This window comes from Mycobacterium sp. NGS27, assembly GCF_059813005.1.
In genome coordinates this window covers 80,782-100,509 of sequence record NZ_JCALDT010000008.1, presented here as the reverse complement: position 1 = coordinate 100,509, position 19,728 = coordinate 80,782, and the positions used below count along the sequence as shown (strand labels likewise).

Annotated in this window: 15 protein-coding genes; 5 read left to right on the top strand and 10 right to left on the bottom strand. The window is 64.8% G+C overall.

What is annotated here, in order from left to right; all coding sequences use genetic code 11:
* Positions 1-568 precede the first annotated feature (568 nt).
* Positions 569-1,264: a TetR/AcrR family transcriptional regulator gene (locus tag AC5Y30_RS21210; RefSeq protein ID WP_036473479.1), complete on the top strand. Its 696-nt coding sequence runs from the start codon at positions 569-571 to the stop codon at positions 1,262-1,264.
* A 24-nt stretch (positions 1,265-1,288) separates the two neighbouring features.
* Here the strand turns inward: AC5Y30_RS21210 and AC5Y30_RS21205 are convergent, their stop codons facing one another.
* From AC5Y30_RS21205 to AC5Y30_RS21160, 10 genes are all read right to left on the bottom strand, one after another.
* A complete protein-coding gene (locus tag AC5Y30_RS21205; RefSeq protein WP_036473482.1) occupies positions 1,289-1,702 on the bottom strand; it encodes a hypothetical protein in 414 nt (137 codons plus the stop codon).
* On the bottom strand, positions 1,699-3,846 hold the full coding sequence (locus tag AC5Y30_RS21200) for a hypothetical protein (RefSeq protein ID WP_064942977.1): 2,148 nt from the start codon (positions 3,844-3,846) through the stop codon (positions 1,699-1,701). The genes AC5Y30_RS21205 and AC5Y30_RS21200 overlap by 4 nt, the downstream gene beginning before the upstream one ends.
* Positions 3,843-5,531: a hypothetical protein gene (locus AC5Y30_RS21195; protein ID WP_081285078.1), complete on the bottom strand. Its 1,689-nt coding sequence runs from the start codon at positions 5,529-5,531 to the stop codon at positions 3,843-3,845. Before AC5Y30_RS21195 ends, AC5Y30_RS21200 begins: the two co-directional genes overlap by 4 nt.
* Before the next feature lie 71 nt (positions 5,532-5,602).
* On the bottom strand, positions 5,603-6,997 hold the full coding sequence (locus tag AC5Y30_RS21190; protein WP_081285079.1) for a site-specific integrase: 1,395 nt from the start codon (positions 6,995-6,997) through the stop codon (positions 5,603-5,605).
* A 352-nt stretch (positions 6,998-7,349) separates the two neighbouring features.
* Complete coding sequence (locus AC5Y30_RS21185) at positions 7,350-8,960, bottom strand: hypothetical protein (RefSeq protein WP_225337320.1); 1,611 nt, start codon at positions 8,958-8,960, stop codon at positions 7,350-7,352.
* Positions 8,941-10,320, bottom strand: coding sequence for a type VII secretion-associated serine protease mycosin (gene mycP, locus AC5Y30_RS21180; protein ID WP_036474042.1), 1,380 nt, complete (start codon positions 10,318-10,320; stop codon positions 8,941-8,943). The genes AC5Y30_RS21185 and mycP overlap by 20 nt, the downstream gene beginning before the upstream one ends.
* Positions 10,320-11,735, bottom strand: coding sequence for a type VII secretion integral membrane protein EccD (eccD, locus tag AC5Y30_RS21175; RefSeq protein WP_036473487.1), 1,416 nt, complete (start codon positions 11,733-11,735; stop codon positions 10,320-10,322). The genes mycP and eccD overlap by 1 nt, the downstream gene beginning before the upstream one ends.
* A 3-nt stretch (positions 11,736-11,738) precedes the next feature.
* Positions 11,739-13,316 carry a MinD/ParA family ATP-binding protein gene (locus tag AC5Y30_RS21170; protein ID WP_036473488.1) on the bottom strand — a complete coding sequence of 526 codons (1,578 nt, stop codon included), beginning with the start codon at positions 13,314-13,316 and terminating at the stop codon, positions 11,739-11,741.
* 33 nt (positions 13,317-13,349) lie between these two features.
* Positions 13,350-14,198 carry an ESX secretion-associated protein EspG gene (locus AC5Y30_RS21165; protein ID WP_225337319.1) on the bottom strand — a complete coding sequence of 283 codons (849 nt, stop codon included), beginning with the start codon at positions 14,196-14,198 and terminating at the stop codon, positions 13,350-13,352.
* Positions 14,173-14,403: a hypothetical protein gene (locus AC5Y30_RS21160; RefSeq protein ID WP_081284089.1), complete on the bottom strand. Its 231-nt coding sequence runs from the start codon at positions 14,401-14,403 to the stop codon at positions 14,173-14,175. Before AC5Y30_RS21160 ends, AC5Y30_RS21165 begins: the two co-directional genes overlap by 26 nt.
* Before the next feature lie 576 nt (positions 14,404-14,979).
* Here AC5Y30_RS21160 and AC5Y30_RS21155 point away from each other — a divergent pair.
* The 4 genes from AC5Y30_RS21155 to AC5Y30_RS21140 all read left to right on the top strand — a co-directional run bounded on the left by AC5Y30_RS21155 (position 14,980) and on the right by AC5Y30_RS21140 (position 19,508).
* Positions 14,980-16,620: a ParB/RepB/Spo0J family partition protein gene (locus tag AC5Y30_RS21155; RefSeq protein WP_036474044.1), complete on the top strand. Its 1,641-nt coding sequence runs from the start codon at positions 14,980-14,982 to the stop codon at positions 16,618-16,620.
* Between the two features lie 78 nt (positions 16,621-16,698).
* Positions 16,699-17,577 carry a ParA family protein gene (locus AC5Y30_RS21150; RefSeq protein ID WP_036473494.1) on the top strand — a complete coding sequence of 293 codons (879 nt, stop codon included), beginning with the start codon at positions 16,699-16,701 and terminating at the stop codon, positions 17,575-17,577.
* Positions 17,578-17,581: 4 nt separating this feature from the next.
* Positions 17,582-17,815 (top strand): hypothetical protein, encoded by a 234-nt coding sequence (locus tag AC5Y30_RS21145; RefSeq protein WP_051641681.1) that lies wholly within the window; start codon positions 17,582-17,584, stop codon positions 17,813-17,815.
* A 760-nt stretch (positions 17,816-18,575) separates the two neighbouring features.
* Entirely contained in the window at positions 18,576-19,508 is a 933-nt protein-coding gene (locus AC5Y30_RS21140; RefSeq protein ID WP_036473497.1) for a ParA family protein, read from the top strand.
* Positions 19,509-19,728: the final 220 nt, after the last annotated feature.

The window sequence follows — 19,728 nt, the reverse complement described above, 5'->3', positions numbered from 1 at the left end:
GTCATCTCTGGCTGCTGACAATCTCACGAACGCCGTAGGCGAAATGCCAGCCGGGAACTGAGCCTGATCGGCTCATCGCGAACATGATCGTACATTTCCCGACTCATCAGATCGTCGTCCAGGTACGAGCAAGAGCGAGGGGGATAGTGACGTGGACGAACGCGGCCCTGGTGGACCGGCGGCGCTGGGTGCAGCCGCTTGGCAATACCGCGACTGGCCAGCCGGATATCCCGAACCGCACGTCTCCAGAGGTGGGTTTTAGTCAGCGAAATCGGCACATTCATCAGGATTTGACGTCTTTCGTCCGTGAGGTCGCCGCGCGGAGGCAGAAGCTGGATTTTTCGATCGCCACGCGGCCGGCCGATTGGGGGCAGCGCCGTCGACTCCCCCGGGTCCCGAACCGCTCGACCGGTTGCCTGATCACCAATCCTCCTTCGGTGCTTGGCCTACACCGCCGAAGTGTACTAGTAGTATCGCTACGATACTACTAGTACCGTTCGTCGGATTGAACGACTTCCCCGATGCGATTCGCTGTAGGCCAGGTCCGTGGGGGGTTTACGGTGACTACGTGGAGCGTGACGCTGAAATCCCGATCGATGTCGATGTCGATGTCGACGACGACGTCGATCCCCGCCGCCTTCGGTCACGGACCCGGTTGCTGGATGCGGCCACGAAACTCCTCAATGCCGGTGGCATCGAAGCCGTCACCATAGACGCGGTCACCAAAGCCTCCAAGGTCGCACGCACCACGCTGTATCGGCACTTCAGCAGCTCTACTCAGCTGCTGGCCGCAACATTTGAACGGTTGCTACCGCAGGTCACCCCACCACCTGCCACGGGAACATTACGCGACCAGCTGATCGAGCTGCTGAGCCGACAGGCGACCCTCTTTCAAGAGGCGCCGCTGCATGTCACCACGCTGGCCTGGGTCGCGCTCGGGCCAACACCGGACGGCACAGAGGAGACCTACGATCGCAACGCGCTGCGGACGCGGATCATCGACCATTATCGCCGGCCGTTCAACAGCCTTCTGGAAGGCCCTGAAGCCCGGGCCGATCTCGACGACTTCGATCTAGAACTGATTCTGTGCCAGCTCGTCGGCCCGGTGGCGTTCGCTCGACTCACCGGGCTGCGCGCAATCGATCGTCACGACTGTGAACGCATCGTCGATGATTTCCTCGCCGCGCACCGCCGCCCGACAGACAGACCCCCGTCGCGGCCCTCGGCCCGGAAATCCTCGTCCGGCACAAACCGTTCCAGGTAACGCGGCATAACCTTTGGGGGGCCTTCACATGGGCGGGTGCACCTTGGGAAACGCAATGACTGTGCGTCCGGATTGGGCTAACTGGCTGCGTAGTAGATCGTTTTCCAGGGTGAGCTGGTTGACGACGCGTACGAGGGCGGGGACATCTGTTCGGAGTTGTTTAAGCTCGCCGTTCTTGTTGACGATGGTCTTGCGAAGCTTTGCAATGGTGTTACGAAGTCTTGTCTCCAGTTCTGATGGTCCGCCCTTTCCCCGTACCTGTTGGTAGAACTGGTTTTTCAGGTCGGTGTGGCGTTGGGTTAGGGCGTTGCGGGGTACGTCGGCTTCTTGTGCGAGGGCAACGATCGTCAGTGCACCGTTGGAACGCTGGGGTGTGCCGGCGAAGATGCGGTCCATGGCGGCGCGGATGCGGTCGCGTTCGTCGAGTGCAGCGGTCACATGGGCTCCTCGGTCAGGTGGTGTTTGTCTTCCCCGCTCGAGGTGACGCGCGTGTTGTCGTGGGTGTCGGCGTAGTGGCGGAGTTTTGCGGCGTTGGCGCGCAGCCGTTCACCGATCGGTTGGGGGGTGTGGGTGGCCTGTTGTTCGAGCTGGTCGGCGCGGGTGCGTAGCTGGGCGGCGTGCCGATCGGTGCGTATGACGTTGCCGCAGCGGGGATCGCAAGCTTCCAGCTTGGGGGCATCTTTGATGCCGTCGCGTTGGCATAGGGCCCGGTCTGGCTTGTAGCGGCACAGCAGTAACGCTTGCGGGTTGTCGTAGATCATCAGGTCAGGGTTGGCGACGAGCCGGCGAGCGGTTTTCGCGGTGATCGTTGTCCCGCTGAATGTGGGTGCGTGTGCCGCGATTTTGATGGCGTCGCGGGCCGCTGGGCCCGAGACTCCACCGCCGTCGTTGAGGTGGTCTCGAAGTTCGGCGACGGTGTCGGCTACGGCGCGTACGGTTTCGATGTCGAGCAGGTCGTGGATACCGTCGCGGCCGCGCGAGGCGTAGCGTCCGGAGACGACGGCCGAACGCATATGCCCGTATTGGATGGCCAGTGCGACGTGTCCATTTGGTCGCCGGGCGATGTGCCAGGCGAGGGATCGGCGGAAGCGTTTGAGCCCGATTCTGCCGTGCGGGTCGGGCGGGATTGTCTCGCTGGCCAGGTTGTGTCGTGCGGCTTGAGTGTTGGCCCAGTCAACGAATTCATCGATCCTGGAACGCATCGACCTATGGACCATTGAACCCGTCGCGGTGGGTTGGTTGTATCTATCGTGGGCCGATGAGTCGAACAGAAGCCCCCCGTCGGGAACCATTTTCTCCAGAACGCGAATGGCGTTGACGACGGGGGTGATTGCCACCCACGGCGCGTCGCGGTCCGTCCCGGCGGAGAGATGGTTGCCGTGTTCGTCGACCGCGCTTTTGTATTCGCGGCCGCGGATCAAGTGTCGCCCGACTGTGCCCGCGGCGTCAGGCTCGGGGTCAGGGCAACAACCCGTTGTCAGACCAAGTACTTCGCTGGGGCGCATCCCGGTGAGATAGGCACACACGATGAATGCCGCCGTACCGAGATGGCGCCACAAGGGCCACGCTTCCACGTAGTCGATGTCGTCGCGCCAGGGCTTTCCGTCGATGCGGCCGGTGATCGGGATGCCAAGCGGACAGCCCGACAGGCGTTGCGTCGCGGCCGCCAGCAGTTGGTCGCGGCGCGGATATTCCTTCATCTGCGACTTCGCAGCGCCGACGCGACCGCAAATGTAGGCGGCCACGAACGTGACCCGGTCCCCTTCGATATGAACGGGCAACGGATCACCGGACTCAAGAAGGGCATCAAGGTAGGCGCACAATGCCCGTCGGCCCTCGGGACGCGCACTGTCGGGTATCGCATTGAGCAGACGCGCATGCTCGGCGTGCGCGCGAAGGATGTCGTCGCCTAGGTCGTTGACCACGCGCATGGCCCAGACAAGGAGCGGCCCGAGCGTTTCCTCAGCTAACGGCGCAGCGGCATTCTCATTACCCAACGGGATTGGCCTTGGCAGATAGTCGTCGACTCCGGTGGTTTCCCACGGAGGTTGCCCAAGACCGGTTGGGGCGGGGCTGATTTGGTCGAGCGCCCACAATCGAGTCAGTGCGACCAGGCGCCGAAGCGCGCTGGAGCGGACTTCGGCCTTGGTCGCCAGCAGATACCGACCGTAGCCATCAAGGGTGGTGGTGTCGCAATCGGCCAGCCCCCGGACGCCGCGACTGTCGAGCCATTGGGCCAGTTCTAGCCAGTGACGCACTATGGTAATGAGCGTCGAGACCGCCGGGCGCGTTCGCATCCTGGTACCGCGGCTGCGGACAAAAGTGGGGCGCAGCTCGCCATTGATAAGACACCAGACAGCAAGGCGCAGTTCGTTCTCGAACGCTGCGGGGCAGTTTCTCCAGTGGATCTTGGGCCGTACCGCCGAAGGGTTTTCTGTCAGAGCAGCAAGCGACCACACAGGATCCCCGTAGTACGGGTTGAGGTGGGCGTGAATAGGTTTGACCAGATCTGGTGCCACCACCGGGCTACGCGGCCCAGGCATCAGCAACAAGTACGGATCATCTTGCGCCGCAGTGCTCATGTGTCGAGCACTCCCACCAGCAGATGATCGACCAGACCGCGGTCAGTATCGGTCAGTTGTGACAGCGCTTGCTCCCAGAGCGGATCGCCAAGACGTGTTTTGAGGTCTTCAAGGCGGCCATGGTGTTCGGCCCAATCGCGACGCCACGTCTTGGAGGGAAGGACCGAGCGCAGATTCGTTAAAGCCTGATGCAAATGCGCCAGTCGCGCGTGGTGTCCGGGATGGACGTGCGCGTTGGGGCAGGCCAGACACATCAAAAACGAAGCTGTGCAGCCGTCTTCGGGTGAGGTTGCGAACGGGCTTGACGCAGGGTCGGCGCAATCGGCTGTCGCTGTCTCAACATCGCCCGCTGCCGGCCGGTCGCGCAATTCGGCGACCAGAACCCCCTTTTGAGCACGACCCAACGCATCCTCAGCACCCGCGGCTATCACCTCGACGGCTTCGGCCTGAACACGCTTGTCCACCAAGGCATAACTACGATCGAAGGTCTGCTCAGAGTGTTGCGTGGGCTCACGGCGGCCCAGGGCGACAACCGTTCTGCGACCGCGACGAAATGGCGAACCGGTCAACCCTTGAGCTTGCGCCCACAGTGATGCGTCAAAAGACGACACCCCGAAACGGAAATCCCCGACAGGAGGATGACGGTCCCCGCGCACCCACACATGACCGCGGTTGCCGGTGCGCCACACGATGAGCCGGTCAGTTCCCGGAGCCATCTGTTCGACCAACGCGCGAGCAAAACGGGTCGCCCGCAAGGCCTGCGTGATCAACCGCCCGGCCGAGGCGGCACCGTCATCGGTGAAGTTCCTGGATTCGTGATACCGCCCAGCGCCGCGTCGCGGCTTTTCCAAAGCCACCCGATACGTCGGCCGACCATCGTGGCCAGCATCAGGTGATGCCTTAGGCACCGCCAGCCCGTCGATGACCGACAAGTTCCACCCGTATTCGGCCATCATCAGCACCCCCAGCGCTGCCGCCTCCATCCTGGACAAAAACAGCCGCTGCCACGTCACCTCTGCCCTGGTGCCACCCAGCGGTCCGTGATATCGCTTTTTGAGCAGATGCGCTCCCTCTTTGGTTCTGGCGTTCTTCATCGTGTACTCGGGCATGGACCCGGTATCGGCGAGAACGCTCAACGCGTGCCCGACCAGCCAATCCGGGCTGTCTCCGACGAATTCCCCTTGCTGCCAACGGTGCAAGTGCCGAGCATTATGTTCGATGCGCGCTAACGCGGCGCGGAAGGTCCGTCGGGCCGCGACCTTGATGAGCTGAAACTCGTCGTGGCTGTATGACTGTGTGGCGCTTTGCGCTCGCCTGAAGCGGCGCACAAGTTCGTCGGCCACCGGCCCGCACTGCAGTCGCGGATCCTCTTGCAACAGCAGCGCGACCTCAGTGAAGGGGCGTTTGTCGTTGAGCATGACCACGCTATTGCGCCACCGTCTGACCATGGCGGCGCTGAGATCATCGAGATCGCGCACGTGCTCTGGTTGCTCGACGAGGAATTCGGCGAACCGCACGATTTGTCGCCACATGCCGCGCGAGGTCCTATGCGTGGTCCAGGTTTGTGGCACGCAGCGGCGGGCGAACAACGCCGCTAACGATCGCTGCAAAGCTTCGTCAACCGGCAACGTGGCGAAGTCATATTCCTTGACCCGGCCCGCAGCGTTGCAGTGGAAAACAACCAAGCCCTGCGGTGCCAGCGCCTTGGGTCGACGGTGATCGGAAGGCGGAAGCACTGCGGGCCGGCCACGCACAGTCATGTGCCGCCGCCTGCCCAACCGAAGTCATCAACGTCTTGAATGCCTTCCGATTCCCGGGCAATACGCGCGAATACGGCATCCAGCTCAGGCATGGGCGCTGGCACCGGATCGACAGCATCTGCCAGCATCGAGCGCAGTTGCAGATCAGCTACCGGTGCGAGGTAACGCTCAACGGTGGTTTCCCGGGAAGCGTGACCGAGGAGATTTTGCACCATGAACCACGGATCGCCGTAGAGATGGCGGAAGTCCCGACGATCCTCAGGTGTCAGCCCATACCGTTGATCCATCAAAGAATTCAGCACGACCAGCATGTAGAGGGCAAAGCTGTGCCGTGCGGAATGCGGTGTGGCATAAGGCGCATACACCTTGTGCGGATCCAACCCGAGCCGCTGCCGCGGAGTCAGGACCGTATCGCATCGGCGATTAGCCGCGGTGAAAACACCGTCCCACGAATGCACCTGAAACGGCAGTCCCTGCTCATTCAGCCACAGCCACAACGGCTCAAGCCCATGTTCGCCTTCAACAAACAGGGTAATTCGCTCATTGACGGTCAGGCTGTTCAATTCACGTCGCACGATGGAGCCATCCGGGCACCGCCATACCACCAGCGGGCTAAGACCGCGGGTTATCTCAGTGACAACACGCCGCTCCACCAGGCGTTCATAGCGCCGCGCCTGCTGCGCGCCGCGGACCGCGAGCGCGCGGGAGGAATCGCAGTAAGTCTCCACCTCAGCGACAGCATCAGCGGCAGCGTAGAACGTTCTCGGTTTCTTCGCCCTGGTGACCTCGGCGGCGATCCGTCCTCGACAGTAGCGGCTCGTATCCCCGCGACGGGCCGGGACTTCAACTGTCAGAAGGGAACCACCCTCGGCTCGTCGAAGACCCGATGTCACCATCAGCCGCACATAAGCGACGTTGCGGTCCTCTAAACGTCCACCCCAACCGCGGTCAAGCACACCGTCGCAGGTATAGCCGCGTAGCCCGACATCAATCCACCGCCGCCAGCTGCGAGGCGTAAGCCAGTGCACATTACTGCGGCGCACATCCTTCGCCCGTGCCGCGGGCACCGTGACCGCCGCGCCATCACGAGCGATCACACGCTTCATCGCTACGGGACTACGCGGAACATGCCGGTGTTCGGAAGCCCAAGCGTAAAAGCTTGCCAACGCTGACAATTCACGATCCCACTTCGCCCCGCCGATACGGCGAGGATTGTGCTCGGCGAACCGACGCCAATGCTCATAGTCCTCGACATCATCACGGGTCGCTTCCCACCAACCCACCTTCTTTGCCCACAGAAAGGTCAAAAATAAGCGCAGGTCGGTCACATGGTTGCGCCGTGTCTCAGCGGTGTAACCGCGAAAGACTCTCGTCTGGGCATACGCGGACAGCCGCGCGTCGACTCACCGCTCCGGTGACAAAAAGATAGGGTCACCCGGCCGAACCCCAACCGATTCTTCGCGATTCGCGAGATTAACCCAGCCGGCTAACAGCCGCGGTCGCACACCCTGAGCTGAGCATGCACCCGGAACCCAGAAAACTCGCCAGCCCACCAAGCGAAACCCTCCCGCGACTGGTTTGCTGACCAGCCACCGCGCCATCCCCAGACTGCACTCAAAAAAACCCTGAACCTAGTCGACACGCCGACTCGGCAGGGAACGGTAACGCCGGCATCCGCTCAGGCAGCTCGACCGTATCGGCGAGGAATTCCTCTGGGGTAGTCGACATGACCTTTGACCTCGCTTACTCGTTGGGCACGGGAACAAGGCGCGTGCTAAGCCACTGACGGCCATGCGCGGTGGTGATGTAGAACAGGTCCGGGTGCCGGCCGTCCTGGGTGATGACGATCGTCGTGGCGGGAGCCTGAGCAGACTGCGGGCGGCGCAGTGTCACCGTGATCGCACCGGTGGGTGCATCGCTGCTGGCGTCGCTGACGACAATCGCGTCAGGCGGCGGTGTGGTAGGGCGTATCGAGAATTGTTGCGGCGCCGCGTGATTGGCCAGAGCGGTCCACTGGCGTGGATCGGCGGTGTAGAGGGCAACCGGCTGGCCTGATAAGGCGAGGCGGGCGATGATGCCGATGTGGAACTGTCGGGTGCCGGTCACCGTGATCCGCACCGGCTCCGGTGAGGCCAGCCCCAGATATACCGGCTGGCGTGCGCGGTTATAGCCGATCGGAACACCGATCGCCGCCGTCGGCCACCGCAGCGCCGCCAGTGTTGACGGCGCCACCTCGGTCGCCGGCAGCTCGACGTCGGCGCCCGCATCGATGCCGGTGGCTGCCAGCACCGGCGCGATGTGTCGATGCAATCCGTGAAACCCAGTAAGGCCCGGCAGTTGCCGGGGCGGCCGGCTGGCAGTCAGCGTGCCGACCACGGCTTCGACGGTGGCTGGTTGGCGGCCGCGTGAGCGTATGGTGACCGCCACCCAGGTGGCCTTGGTGTGCAGGGTGGTGAGGGTTTCCAGGACATCGGGCAGCGCTGCGGGATCCACGGCGTACACGGCGCGGAAGCCATCGGAATACTCTGTGCCAGTCCAGGTTTCCTTGCGCACCGTTGCCGACGGCGGTACGAACCGAGGAAGTTCTTCCTCGTCGCTGAGGGTGGCCAGCCATCCCCGTTCCCGCAGTTCGGCGATAAGCCGGCGCGCCACGGTGTCGGCTAGCGCCGCGCGATGCGGTTGTGATTGCGAGGTGTCGTCGTCGGAGGTCACGCCGGGAGGAGTTCTCAGTGTGGTCCGGCGGGCGGTCAAGGCCCCCACGTTGTTTTCTGCGCGCAATGTGTAGCTCAGCCACGTGTCGCGGTGCTGGCTGTTGCGGCCGCTGAGCAGCGGCGCTGAGTCGCTGCGCAATCCGCTGGCCGGTGGGGTGCGGGTCACCGAGCAGATGGTCAGCGCGTCGGCGCGCACCCCATAACGATCCAGCCAAGCGGTGATGAACTCCCACGGAAGCTGGTCGCTGTGGTCGCCGGGGGCGCTCAGTGCATGCGGATGGGTGCGCAGGTGGATGACGATGCGGGCTTGCAGCGCGCTCTCCCGGGGCGTCGGCGGCGGCTGCGCCGGGGTTGCGCTGCGCCTGCGGTGACCGGTGCGTTGGGAGCGTTGACGGCGGTTATGCCACGCCATGGGAGTCCAGCGGGCCACCGTCGTCGACACGTGCTGGCCGTGCCAGGACCCCACGAATGCGGCGACCGCCGCGACCGCCGCGGCGTAGTGCCACCACTGGGGTGTTCGCCCTGGCGGCAGCAGCGTCGCCCACCCGAGCAGCAGCAGCGAGGCCAGTGTTGTCAGGCGCCGCCAGCTGGGCCACGCTGGGGAGAATCGAGACGACTCGCGGCTAGCGGGTGGTGCGACCACGGCGCATTCCAATCACGGTGACAGCGATGACGGCGGCGGCGATCGCCGCGATGCCCGCACCGAAGGCGATCAGGCGCGGCAGCCGATTATCCGGTGGCGGTGGTGCTGGCGGGGCGACTCGCACGATCGGCATTTGCGCCGGCAGGGCGTCACCTTGAGGGATGTCCCAGGTGAGCGCGGCTACCGGGTCGATGACGCCGGCCCCGACGAGGTTGGACGGTGCACGGGCGGCGTTGTGCGCCGAGGCGACCAGGCGGTTGACCACCTGACGGGAGGTCAAGTTGGGGAACTTGGAGCGGACCAGGGCGGCGGCGCCGGAGACGTAGGCTGCCGCGAAACTGGTCCCGTTGATGGCAACCAACGGCTCTTTGCTGGATGGCAGACCGTTGATGATGCCCGAGTTTGGGCCGTTGCCGAGCGAGACGACCTGTTCACCGGGTGCAGCGACGCCCACCCATGGGCCAGCCATAGTGAAGTTCGACGGCTGCCCTTCGGGGGTCAGGGAGCCCACTGACAAGACGTAGGGCTGCCAAAACGATGGGGTGGAGACGGTGGTGGCGCCGGCCCAGTTTCGGGAATCGTCGGGACGATTGGGATCGGTGAGCGGATTGCTGGTGCAGTTGCTCTCACCGGTGTTTCCAGCTGCGGCCACCACGACGATGTCCTTGTCGATCGCGGCGTAGCGCACGGCCGCGCCCAGCGCTGCTTGGTCGACCTGCTTGTAGACAGGGAAGCAGTCGATCAGCGAGAGATTGATGACGCGGACGCCGGGGATGTCGGCGGCGTGGCGGACCGCCCGCGCCAACGTGGCGACATCGCCGGCGGTCTTTGCTTGCTGGGCATCTTGTCCTGAGGGTGTCTTGGGTGCCCACTGCGCTGAGGTTTGTCGGATTGAGACGATCGCGGCCTCGGGGGCCACGCCGGCGAATCCGTCAGGGCCTTGCTGGGCTGCGATCAGCCCGGCGACCGCGGTGCCGTGTCCATCGCAGTCGAACAAACCCCCGGCGGGTGGATCGATGTAATCCCCGCCCGGGGCGAGGTTGGGCAGGCGTGGCTGTGGTGTGACACCGGAATCGATCACCGCGACCACCACTCCCCTGCCGCGTGAGGTTTTCCACGCTTCGGGCAGGTTGAGCATGGCCTGGCTGGGAGGCACCGCGGCCGGGTCGAACCCGGGCATTGCGCCGTAGACCTGGCATTGGCCGTTCTGGCGCATTTCTTGCCCTGGAGCGGGCGGACCGTCAGGGGGCAGCGCAGCTGGGTCGACGACGGGATATGCCAGCGCGGCGGCCTCAGGCACGGGGCTAGACACCACCAGCACAGCGATGGTCGCGGCGAGTGAGGCCAGTCGGCGGATCATCACAGTATTCCTCGGTTGCGGATGAGGCTGATCAGGCCGATGAGCCACAACATGGCCGGCGGAATCGTGATCAGCAGGGCGTTTTCGAACAGGTCCAGCCAGCGGCGCTGCGGGATGGAAAGCTCGCGCGGTTTGATGGCTGCAGCGCCGAGCAGCACGAGCGTCAAAGCCACCACGGCGGCTGCCGCGTACAGGCCCGAGACCAGGTGGCCGGCGGCGGTGAACGACACCGTCAACGCGATCGCGGTCAGAAAAGGGGTCGCCAGAAACCACAGTGCGGGGATCGCTGAGTCCCAGATCCGCATCCGCAGCACGGTGACGGTGGTGGTGACCACCACCAGCCACCACGCCAACAGTGGCGGTGCGTCAGGCAACCACACCACCAGCACCGATCCGATCACCGACAAGATCACCGAGGCCGCGATCAGACCGCTCTGGTAGGAGTTGCAGGTCGCGGTTTTACGGGGCAGATCTTCCAGTTCGGCCAGCGACGACGCGGCGGGTGTGGGCTCGCCTGGTGCGGGCACATTCGGTAGCGGGAAGCGCGCCCACATCGCTGACACCGTGGGGGCGTTGGAGGCCAACAGCAAGGACACCGCAAGGACTCCGCACCCCAGGGACAAGTACGGCAAGTGCCACAGGATGCGGGCGCCGGCCGCGGCCGCGACGGTGGCCGTCACGGCGACGACCGCGGTGTGGGTGGCCACCCAACTATTAGTGACGGCCAGCAGCAGCAACGACCAGGCGACCAGGAAAGCCGCCGCCAGGAAAACCCGCGGCGCCGCGGCATCACCCGGCACTACCGCGGCGCCGGCCAACGCCAGCGGCGCCGCGGCCGCGAGACCCAGGCGGCCGGCGGTAGCAAGCAGGCCGCGCCGGTACAGCCAGATGGTGACGGCGACGAAGACCACCGCGAGCGCACCCAAAGCTGCAGCCGACCACACGCGGTAGCCGCGGTGCCAGCCATAGATCGCCAGGCCGCACGTTAAGGTCGCCGCGGTGACCACCACCGCTTGGGCGGCGGTGCGCAACATGGCGTGCTCGAAGGGCTTGAACTGGCTGGCCGAATGAATCGCCGAGGCGTCAGCGATGTCTTCGACCACTGGCGGCGCCGTGGGGCCCGGCGGCAGCTTGCACAAGATGAGCTGCTCACCGTCATCGATGTTCAGCGTGGCCAGGGTGGCGTCCAAGCTAAACGGTGTTCCTCCGAGAGGCGCTAGCGAGTAAGGGCGCAACCCGTCGTCGTTGACGGCATCGGCTGGCACGTCGTCGTCGTCGCGACCCGTGGCCAGTGTTGCCCGGATCCGCGGAATCAGTTCCCGAATGGCGAGTGTGGTCGGCAGGGCCAAGTCCACCGCGGCGTCTTCACCGATGATGGCGACGCGGACTTGGCCGGTAGCGGCGGCCGGATCCATCGATCAGAAACCCCCAGTTTCAGTCGTTCGGTGCTGATGCGGCCCCCGGGCGGGATAGTGCTGGGCGATCGAGCCGGCCAACGCCATCAGGGCCTTTCGGGCTCGCGATTTGAGTTCCACGAAGGTGACATCGCGTCCCTCGGCGAGGTGGACGTCGTAGGGGATCCTGACCACGCTCACACCCGGGATCTTGGCGGTGAACTCCTGTTCGGCGTCATCGAGGTCCACCAACGGCTTGTTCTTGAACGTCGAATTCAACGCGATCACCGTGCGGGGCAACAGCCGCGCGAAACCGTGCGCCTGCAGCCACTGGATGGTGGTCCAGGCGCCGTTGAGTCCATCCGGGGCTTGAGAGGCCACCACGACCAGGCTGTCGACGTGATTGGCGATGGTGGAAAACAGCGGTGATGTGATCGCCGTGCCGCAATCGAGCAGGATGACGTTGTAGTGCTTCTTGAGAATCTTCATCGTCGCTTCGAAGTCTTGCGTGTTCAACGTGTACGAGGAGCGTGGATTGTTCTGAGCGCCAAGCATTTCGAGGCGGTCTTTGTTCTGCACGGTGAAGGTCGCGACTGTTGGATAACTGCTGGCGTCCTGCAGCGACGACAACGCCTCGATGTTGGCGTCGGCGCCGCCTTTTTGCTCGAACCGCGACGAGAGGTTGCCGAGATCGGTGTCGACGTCCACGGCGATCACCCGATCCCCACGCTCGCGGGCGATCGCGCTGCCCGCGGCGACGGTCATGGTCGTCTTGCCCACGCCACCCTTGGCGCTGACAAACGCCACCACGTAGACGTCGAGCAGCGGTGCGGTGATACTGCGGATGAGCTTGTCGTGCTCTTCTTGCTTGGCGCTGGGCCCGGGCGTGATGAGCCCGAAGGTCATTTGCGACACCAGCTTTCGCCAGCCCTTGCCTACAGGTCGGCGCCGCGAGGTGACGAACTGTTGGCTTTCGTCAAGCGCGCCGTAGCCGCTGGGCGCGAAGGCTGCCGGTGAGCTTGGCTGGTCTCCGAACAGCGGCTGGTGCGGGTCAGCGGCCGGCGGCTGCGAGGGCCCGGTCGAAGGCCAGCCCGCCGGCAGGTGCTGCTCATGCGGCAGCGGCGTGTCAGTGAAAAAGCCGTCAAGGCCTTGCTCGTGCTGCGGGGGCTGGCCGCGGTGCGCGGCGATCTGGTCGAGTGAGATCTCGGCGGTCTTGTCGTTAGACGTCTCCTCGACAGCCTGCCAAGCGGGATCCGGCTGGCGCGGTTCGGCATTGGGCCGCGCCGGTTCAGGCAGCTTGAACGTTGGCGCTCCGTGCGCTGCCGCATGTTGTGGCCGCGACGGCGGCGGCACTGGCGCGCGGGTCGGCGGAGGAGGCAGCGGCTGATGCGGCGCCTCGCCGCCGGGAGTAGACCCCTGCTGCGGAGGCGGTGCCGCCGGCCACCGCACACGCTGCCCTGGCCCGGTGTCTGGCCCGTTGCTGGGCTGCCTGCCGTCCTCCTGGGGGGCGGCCCCAGAAGGATAGGGGTAGCGCTGGTCTGAGGTGGGCTGTTCGTGGTGGGGGGTGTCGTCTTGGGGGAAGGAATCAGAAGGTGTGCTCATCGCTTCGGTTTCTACTTTCGGGTTGGTAGAGGGTCAGATACTGAAGTTTTCGTCGGGGAACCACGAGCCCGAGGGGAGGCGTTCGGTGAGGTCGCGCACCGCCATGGCGATCGAAAACGGTTCAGCGGGAGCGAAAATGGACACCCCGCCGGCACGAGGCTGCCCCGGTGTGGGGCTGACGAGGATCTGCCCGACCTCGGTGCTGATGATGTTGACACTGACATCGGTGTGATGGTGAGCGCCGTTGGTGGCCTCATGGGCGGTCAGTTCGACGGTGATGCGATCGCCAGCACGGGCCACTTCCATGATCTCAGCTTCTCGTTCGGGGATGCCCAGCTCGACGAGGGCTTCCATCAAGTCAGCGCCACGAGCGACACGGTCGTCGATGGCTTTGCCGGTGTCCATCGGCAGTGAGAACTCCTCGAAGCGAGCCGGCGGCTGATCGGGGGGCAATCCCGCGGTGATGATCGGCACGATCGCTTCGCTGTGGGTCAGCTGCAGCGGCGTGAGCGTCACCATCTGCGCGTAGCGCAACGCGACCACGGCATCTGGCGGTGAGGTGCGCGCCAGCACCCCCCGCAAAATCTGCTCGGGATCGATCATCGTGCGCCATTCCAGCCACTGGCGCGGCTGGCATACGGTCTTAACCGCCTGCGCGACAGACGGTTTGATGTCCCCCTCTGCGTCAATGACGCCGGCCTCAGCCAGCTCCGCGAGGCAGCGCTGGTTGAATGGTTCCCGCTCCGCTGGATCGACATAAGGGGCGGTGATCGCCAGCATCCACGGATAGGCCCCCACGCGCAGGTGGTCGGCGAGAAACCAGGCCTGGTGCGCATCGACCTCGACCGCGTCGTACCTATTCGTCATCGGCACCGGCTCCATCGGTGGGCAGCTTGGCTTCCTCCAATTGGGTCAGCACCGGTTCCAGGGCGCGCTCGACGATGAACGACATCGATGTCGACCAGCGTTTCTCTTGAGTCCGAAGCCGTTTGAGGGTCCGCCGGTTGAGACGGAAGGTAGTCGGGACCTTGTCGTCCTGGGCGAGAACGCGGGCACTCAACTCCCGTACCAGGTCTGATTCAGCCATCGGTCACCCCTTTCGCAATGGGTCTTTTGCCCGCGCGCTCGCAGTAGAGCACATAAAGCGGACACGGCAAATAGATCGCCTATCCCGTTCGCCAATCATGCCCTCGCGCAGCCATCGCGAAGGTTCGCACCCCGCAGAATTCGGGAAGCGAAGAAGTCAGCGCGACAACCGCGCGCACCAAAGCACAATGCGCGAGCCGCCGATGCCGGTAGGCAGTCTGCGAGTATGCGCGAGGCGCATCGCCCGGTATGCGCTCGGTATGCGCTATGCGTTTTCCCCGATGACCGCAGGGCGCGCGGCCCATGTCTCGCCAGTGTCGCGAAGAGCTGCCATGATGGGGACCACGCGAGTGAACCCGTCAGAGTCTTCCAGGCCCCTACCGCGTGCTATCCAATCCCCCGCTCCCCAAATCGTCACGTGACACGAAGGATTTGTTTGCGGTGGCCTTCGAGGGTTGGGTGATGCACGCTGCATCACGGCCGCAGCACTTTGGTCAAGCGTGCAAAGGCGCCAAAAGGCTTGCTGAGGCGCCGCGCGATTTATTACTCTAATACCGGTATTTAGAAAGGAGTGCTCGTGGCCCAAACGACAGCCCGCCCCGCCCGCCGAGCCAAGCCAGCCGGACGCAAAACCGCCAACCGATTCGCGGCCCTGGCCGGCGGAGACGCCGCACCAAGCACAGACCCCTCCCCCGCTACCGACTCCGCGGCGTCGGAGGAAGAAACCGGCCTTATCGCGGGCATGTCAGCCATGGTCGCCAACGAAGCGCACCGGGTCGTCCAGATCCACGTGGCCGAGATCGCACCGCACCCGTTCAACGATCCCCGGCGATCACAGCCGCAGCCTGGCGATCCCAAATGGGAAGACCTCCTCAACGGGGTACGTGCCAGCGGCGTACGGCTGCCCGTGCTGGTGGTCACCCGCGATGCGTTCATGGCGGCGCGACCATCGGCCGCCGACATCGCTGCCACTGCGCGCTACGTACTGGTCTACGGTCACCGCCGGCGCGTCGCGGCGATCGAAGCCGGCAGAGACACCGTCCCAGCCGTCGTCGACGACGCCATCATGGTCGACGACGGCGATCTGGACTCGATGGCTACCGAAAACCTTGGCCGCCAAGACCTCTCCGACCTTGCCGAGGGCGAGTTGTACGCGCGCTACTCCGAGATTGGACTTTCCCAACGCGCCATTGCCGAGCGACTGGGCGTCGACCAAGCCACAGTGTCGCGCAAGCTCGCGCTCAAGCTACTGGCTCCCGAAGTCCGCGACGCCGTCGACGACGGCCGCCTACCCAGCGCCGAGGCCGCGGCCTTGGCCGGCAAGCTGCCCTATGGCCCGCCTCGGCGCTGGCAGAAGACCAAGGACCCCGACCAGCTCAGCGACCTGCGCCACGAAGAACAAACGCAGGCCCTGCACCTGATCCTCACGCGTGGGATGATCGCTACCCGCGCCGCCGAGCGGGTCATCGCCGAGCGCACTGCCCGCGCCAAGGCCGACGAGTTAGGGATCCCCCTCGTCGAGGACCCCCGCGCCGAGCTCGGCGAGAACTACCACCTCCACCGCGTCCCCGACTACGAGCCCGGCGCCGAGATCATCGGCGCCATCAACCCCGCCTCAGGGGCCCTAGATCTCTACGCACGGCCCCTGGCCGGCGAAGGGTTGACGTCGACGACGTCGAGCATCGGCGACGCGGCCGCCGCGGACCCGGCCGCTCAGCCGGGCGCTGCTGAAATTCTCGACCCGCCAGCCGAATCGAACGCACCCCCGCCTCGAGAAGAAACAGGGCAGGATCCAGGCCACAGTGACGAACCGTCTCCGGAAGCCGCCCAGCGACAGGCAGACGCCCAAGCCGCGGCCCAGGCCCAACGCGCAAGGCGGGAATTCTGCGCGGTACTGATCAATCAGCAGCCCTCCAACGCCGAGCTCCTCAAGATACTGGTGGCGCAATACCTGTCCGGCGTGGCCGCGCGCAGCGCAACATCAGCGGTAAGCGCGCTGCTACGGGACTGGGACGCCACCGCTGACGGCCCAGCGGAGAAGGCGCGAAACGCACGGGCCTGGCACCGTGCGGTGGCCGCGGCTGAACTACACACCGCGGAACTCAAAGACAAGGCCTGGGACGACGACGCCGTCGCCCACGTCAACCTGCTCATCAACCGAGCCGGCTACCAACCGACTCCATGGGAACACCGCCAGCTCGAGACCGCCGGCGCTTAAACCATCCGCATCGACCGTCACAACCGCCTCGGGTGATGCAGGCTGCATCACCCGCCCCATGCTCAAAGGAGATTATCGATGTCCACTTACACCGTCGCCAACATGTCTGGCAGCGTCGGGAAAACGACGACCGTCGTGACCACCGCCATCCAGCTCGCAGGCTCTGGCCTGCGGGTGCGCGTCATCGATCTCGACCCCCAAGCAAACGCCAGCACCTGGCTGGGCTACCCCGACATCAGCGGTGTCACCATCGCCGATGTACTACGCCAGCAAGCCACAATCGACGACATCGAACGGCCCGCTCGCATCATCCAGGGTTTCACCGACGCCGGCGAACCCGAATACACCACCGACGAGGCCACCGAAATGCACATCGGCAACCTGACGGTCGTGCCCGCCGCCCGCTCGACTCTGGACAAACTGATGGTCGAACTACCGGCCGTGACCGGAGGCGTACTGCGCCTGCGGGATGCCCTCGAAGCGGCCACTCCTGTTGACGTCACCCTCATCGACTCCCCCGGCTCCAACAGCGCACTAGTCACCACGGCACTGATCGCGTCCTCAGTCGACGAGGACGGCCCTTCCGGCGGATGGGGATTGATCATGTGCACCAAACCAGCAGGCAAGGAATCAGAAGGCATCCAGGCGCTCTTGCAAGAACTCGCGATCATCAAAAAGACCTTCAGGATCGACATCCCGCTTTTGGCCATCGTGCCGTGCGCCGTGCCAGGCACCGGCGGCGTGTACCGCGAACAGATGGAGTACTTACAGGAAGGCTTCGGTGACAAGGTCACACCGGCGGTCCGACGTAGCTCGATCGTGGATGAGGCCTACACCAACTACCTTCCCGTCCCGCTGTATGGATACCGAGCCAAAGACGTCAGCAAAGACTACGAGAACGTCATTGACCATATGAAGCGCCAAGGAATGTTCCGCCCAGCAGCCATCAAAGCCTAGCTCCGTGGACGGCCCCGCCAAATCCAGCGACCTCAGCAAGGTCAATGTCCCCACCGAGCTGCACCACAGGGCCCGCGCGGCTGTGCGCATCGTCGAGCGCGTCACAGGCCGCCGCTACACCATCACCCAATTCATCGAGGAAGCTATCGTCGCCCAGCTGCGCGTAATCGAGCACGACTACAACGAGGGCCGCGAGATCCTCCCCGACCCACAACCCCTCGAACCGGGGCGACGCTAAGGCGCGTTGACAGCCCCGCCGCTCCACGATGAGCCGTCGGGCTCATGCGGCGACGCCAAATGCACACGATACTGAGGTCACGTTGCTGACCCGAGTGCGCACGCCGCCGCATTCAAGAACCCGGGCTGATTTCGCCTTACGCCCATGAGAATCCGAAGCCGCGACTCAGTGCCCTGGCGCCGCATCGGACACGAGGGGCGGTGAAGGGTCCTCCCGCTGCACGACCAGGCTCCCCCACTGCCGCGTCCATATAGCCCGTGTGACCTGCGATATCCGGGCGATAACCGGATAACGAGACGTGTGACTCGCGGGTATCGCACCGGATAACATGAGGGTCATCAACGGGTGACTGCCCGCCCTATGTGCGAATCTGCGTACGTGGCAGTGACGCCTGTGGTGCCGGGTCTAGCGCCGCATCGTTGTCGGCTGACCGACGCGTTGCCACACGCACGGACAACGCACGTATGCCCGTGTGGCGCAACGTCCAACGCCTCAGCCAACTACCCGTGCGGCCCACCGCGTGAACACACGGCGGTCGCAACGCTCTAGCGACCACCCGTGCACCCACAACATGTCCCGGACGCGCAGACGTCCGAATTGACGGCAGCACAGTGCCGTGACCACACGGGCCGATCGCCGCCCGGGCCCACGGGCGAAGGACCGTCGGTCGCAACGTCCAAATAGTGGGCTAGGTAACGGTTCGACTTCACGTCCGTGCGCCTACATGACATCTCGCGGGTGGGTACGTACGTTGCGACGCATGACAATGACTGGGCCCGATGCGCGGGCCATCCTCGTAGCGAATCAGAAAGGCGGAGTTGGAAAGTCAACGACCGTCGCCGCAGTGGCGGAAATGATCGCCGCCGCGGGAAAAAGGGGCCGTCGCGTGCTCGTCGTCGACGGCGACCCACAGGCCAACGTCACCGTCGAAGATCTCGGCGTCGACGGAGACCGCGGACAATCACTGGCCCAGACCCTGCAATTCGGTGCGCCGCTTGTCCCGGTGCGCAACGTACGGGCCAACCTCGACGTAGTCGCCGGCGGTCCACAACTTGCCGTCGTCGGCGCCGGCGCTCACCTGATGGCCGAGAACGGCATTGACATGGCCGCCAACCTGGAAAACCAGCTCGCCAAACTATGCGAAGACGAAGGCTATGACCTGGTCCTCATCGACTCAGGTCCAGGTGACGTACCGCTGCTCGATACCTATCTCACCGTCGCCAACTATCTGTTGATCCCCACCCGCGACGACCAAGCCAGCCTGGGCGGTGTCGAACGGTTGGCGCGACGCTTCTGGCGAGCACGCAAACTCGGTGCCTCCATCCAACTTCTCGGTGTGCTGCTGTTCGATGTCAACCCACGAGCGAAAAAGCGCAACCAGGACGTGTTCGATCAAGTCAGCGAAATGCTCGAAGGCAGCGGGACAACGCCGTTCGACATCACGATCCGCTCCGCACCCGCGGCCGCCGTCGACATGCGAACGCTCCACAAAACCGCCGGCGAACTCGTTGCGCTAGCCAACGACGACCGCCGAGCTCGACTGTCGAAGCTGCGCGACAACCAAAGTCCCGAGCGCGCCATGTGGACGAGTGACCCCACCGGCCTTGCCGCCGACTACCAAGAGCTCGTCCGCCAAATCGTCACACGGCTCGGCCGATACGAATCAGTGACGGCGGGGGAGCGGGTCGGATGAGCCCTTCACGCACCCGCGGCAAGCCGCTGTTCGACCCCGAGGCGCTCAATCAGGACCTGGACGAACTGTGGCCGGCCCGTCCACGCGCCGCTGCCGCGCCGACTCCACCGCCGGTTTCGCCACAACCGGCAGACACCGCTGTCAGTGCCGAACCGGCCCACTCTGACCCGCGGCCGGCAAGTGCCTCGGTCATCGAACCGGTACTCGCAAGCGCCCCCGC

Coding starts and splice junctions, on each gene's coding strand:
- AC5Y30_RS21200 (WP_064942977.1), bottom strand. CDS start 3,846: ATGAGCACTGCGGCGCAAGATGATCCGTACTTGTTGCTGATGCCTGGG.
- mycP (WP_036474042.1), bottom strand. CDS start 10,320: ATGATCCGCCGACTGGCCTCACTCGCCGCGACCATCGCTGTGCTGGTG.
- eccD (WP_036473487.1), bottom strand. CDS start 11,735: ATGGATCCGGCCGCCGCTACCGGCCAAGTCCGCGTCGCCATCATCGGT.
- AC5Y30_RS21170 (WP_036473488.1), bottom strand. CDS start 13,316: ATGAGCACACCTTCTGATTCCTTCCCCCAAGACGACACCCCCCACCAC.
- AC5Y30_RS21165 (WP_225337319.1), bottom strand. CDS start 14,198: ATGGAGCCGGTGCCGATGACGAATAGGTACGACGCGGTCGAGGTCGAT.
- AC5Y30_RS21160 (WP_081284089.1), bottom strand. CDS start 14,403: ATGGCTGAATCAGACCTGGTACGGGAGTTGAGTGCCCGCGTTCTCGCC.
- AC5Y30_RS21150 (WP_036473494.1), top strand. CDS start 16,699: ATGTCCACTTACACCGTCGCCAACATGTCTGGCAGCGTCGGGAAAACG.
- AC5Y30_RS21140 (WP_036473497.1), top strand. CDS start 18,576: ATGACAATGACTGGGCCCGATGCGCGGGCCATCCTCGTAGCGAATCAG.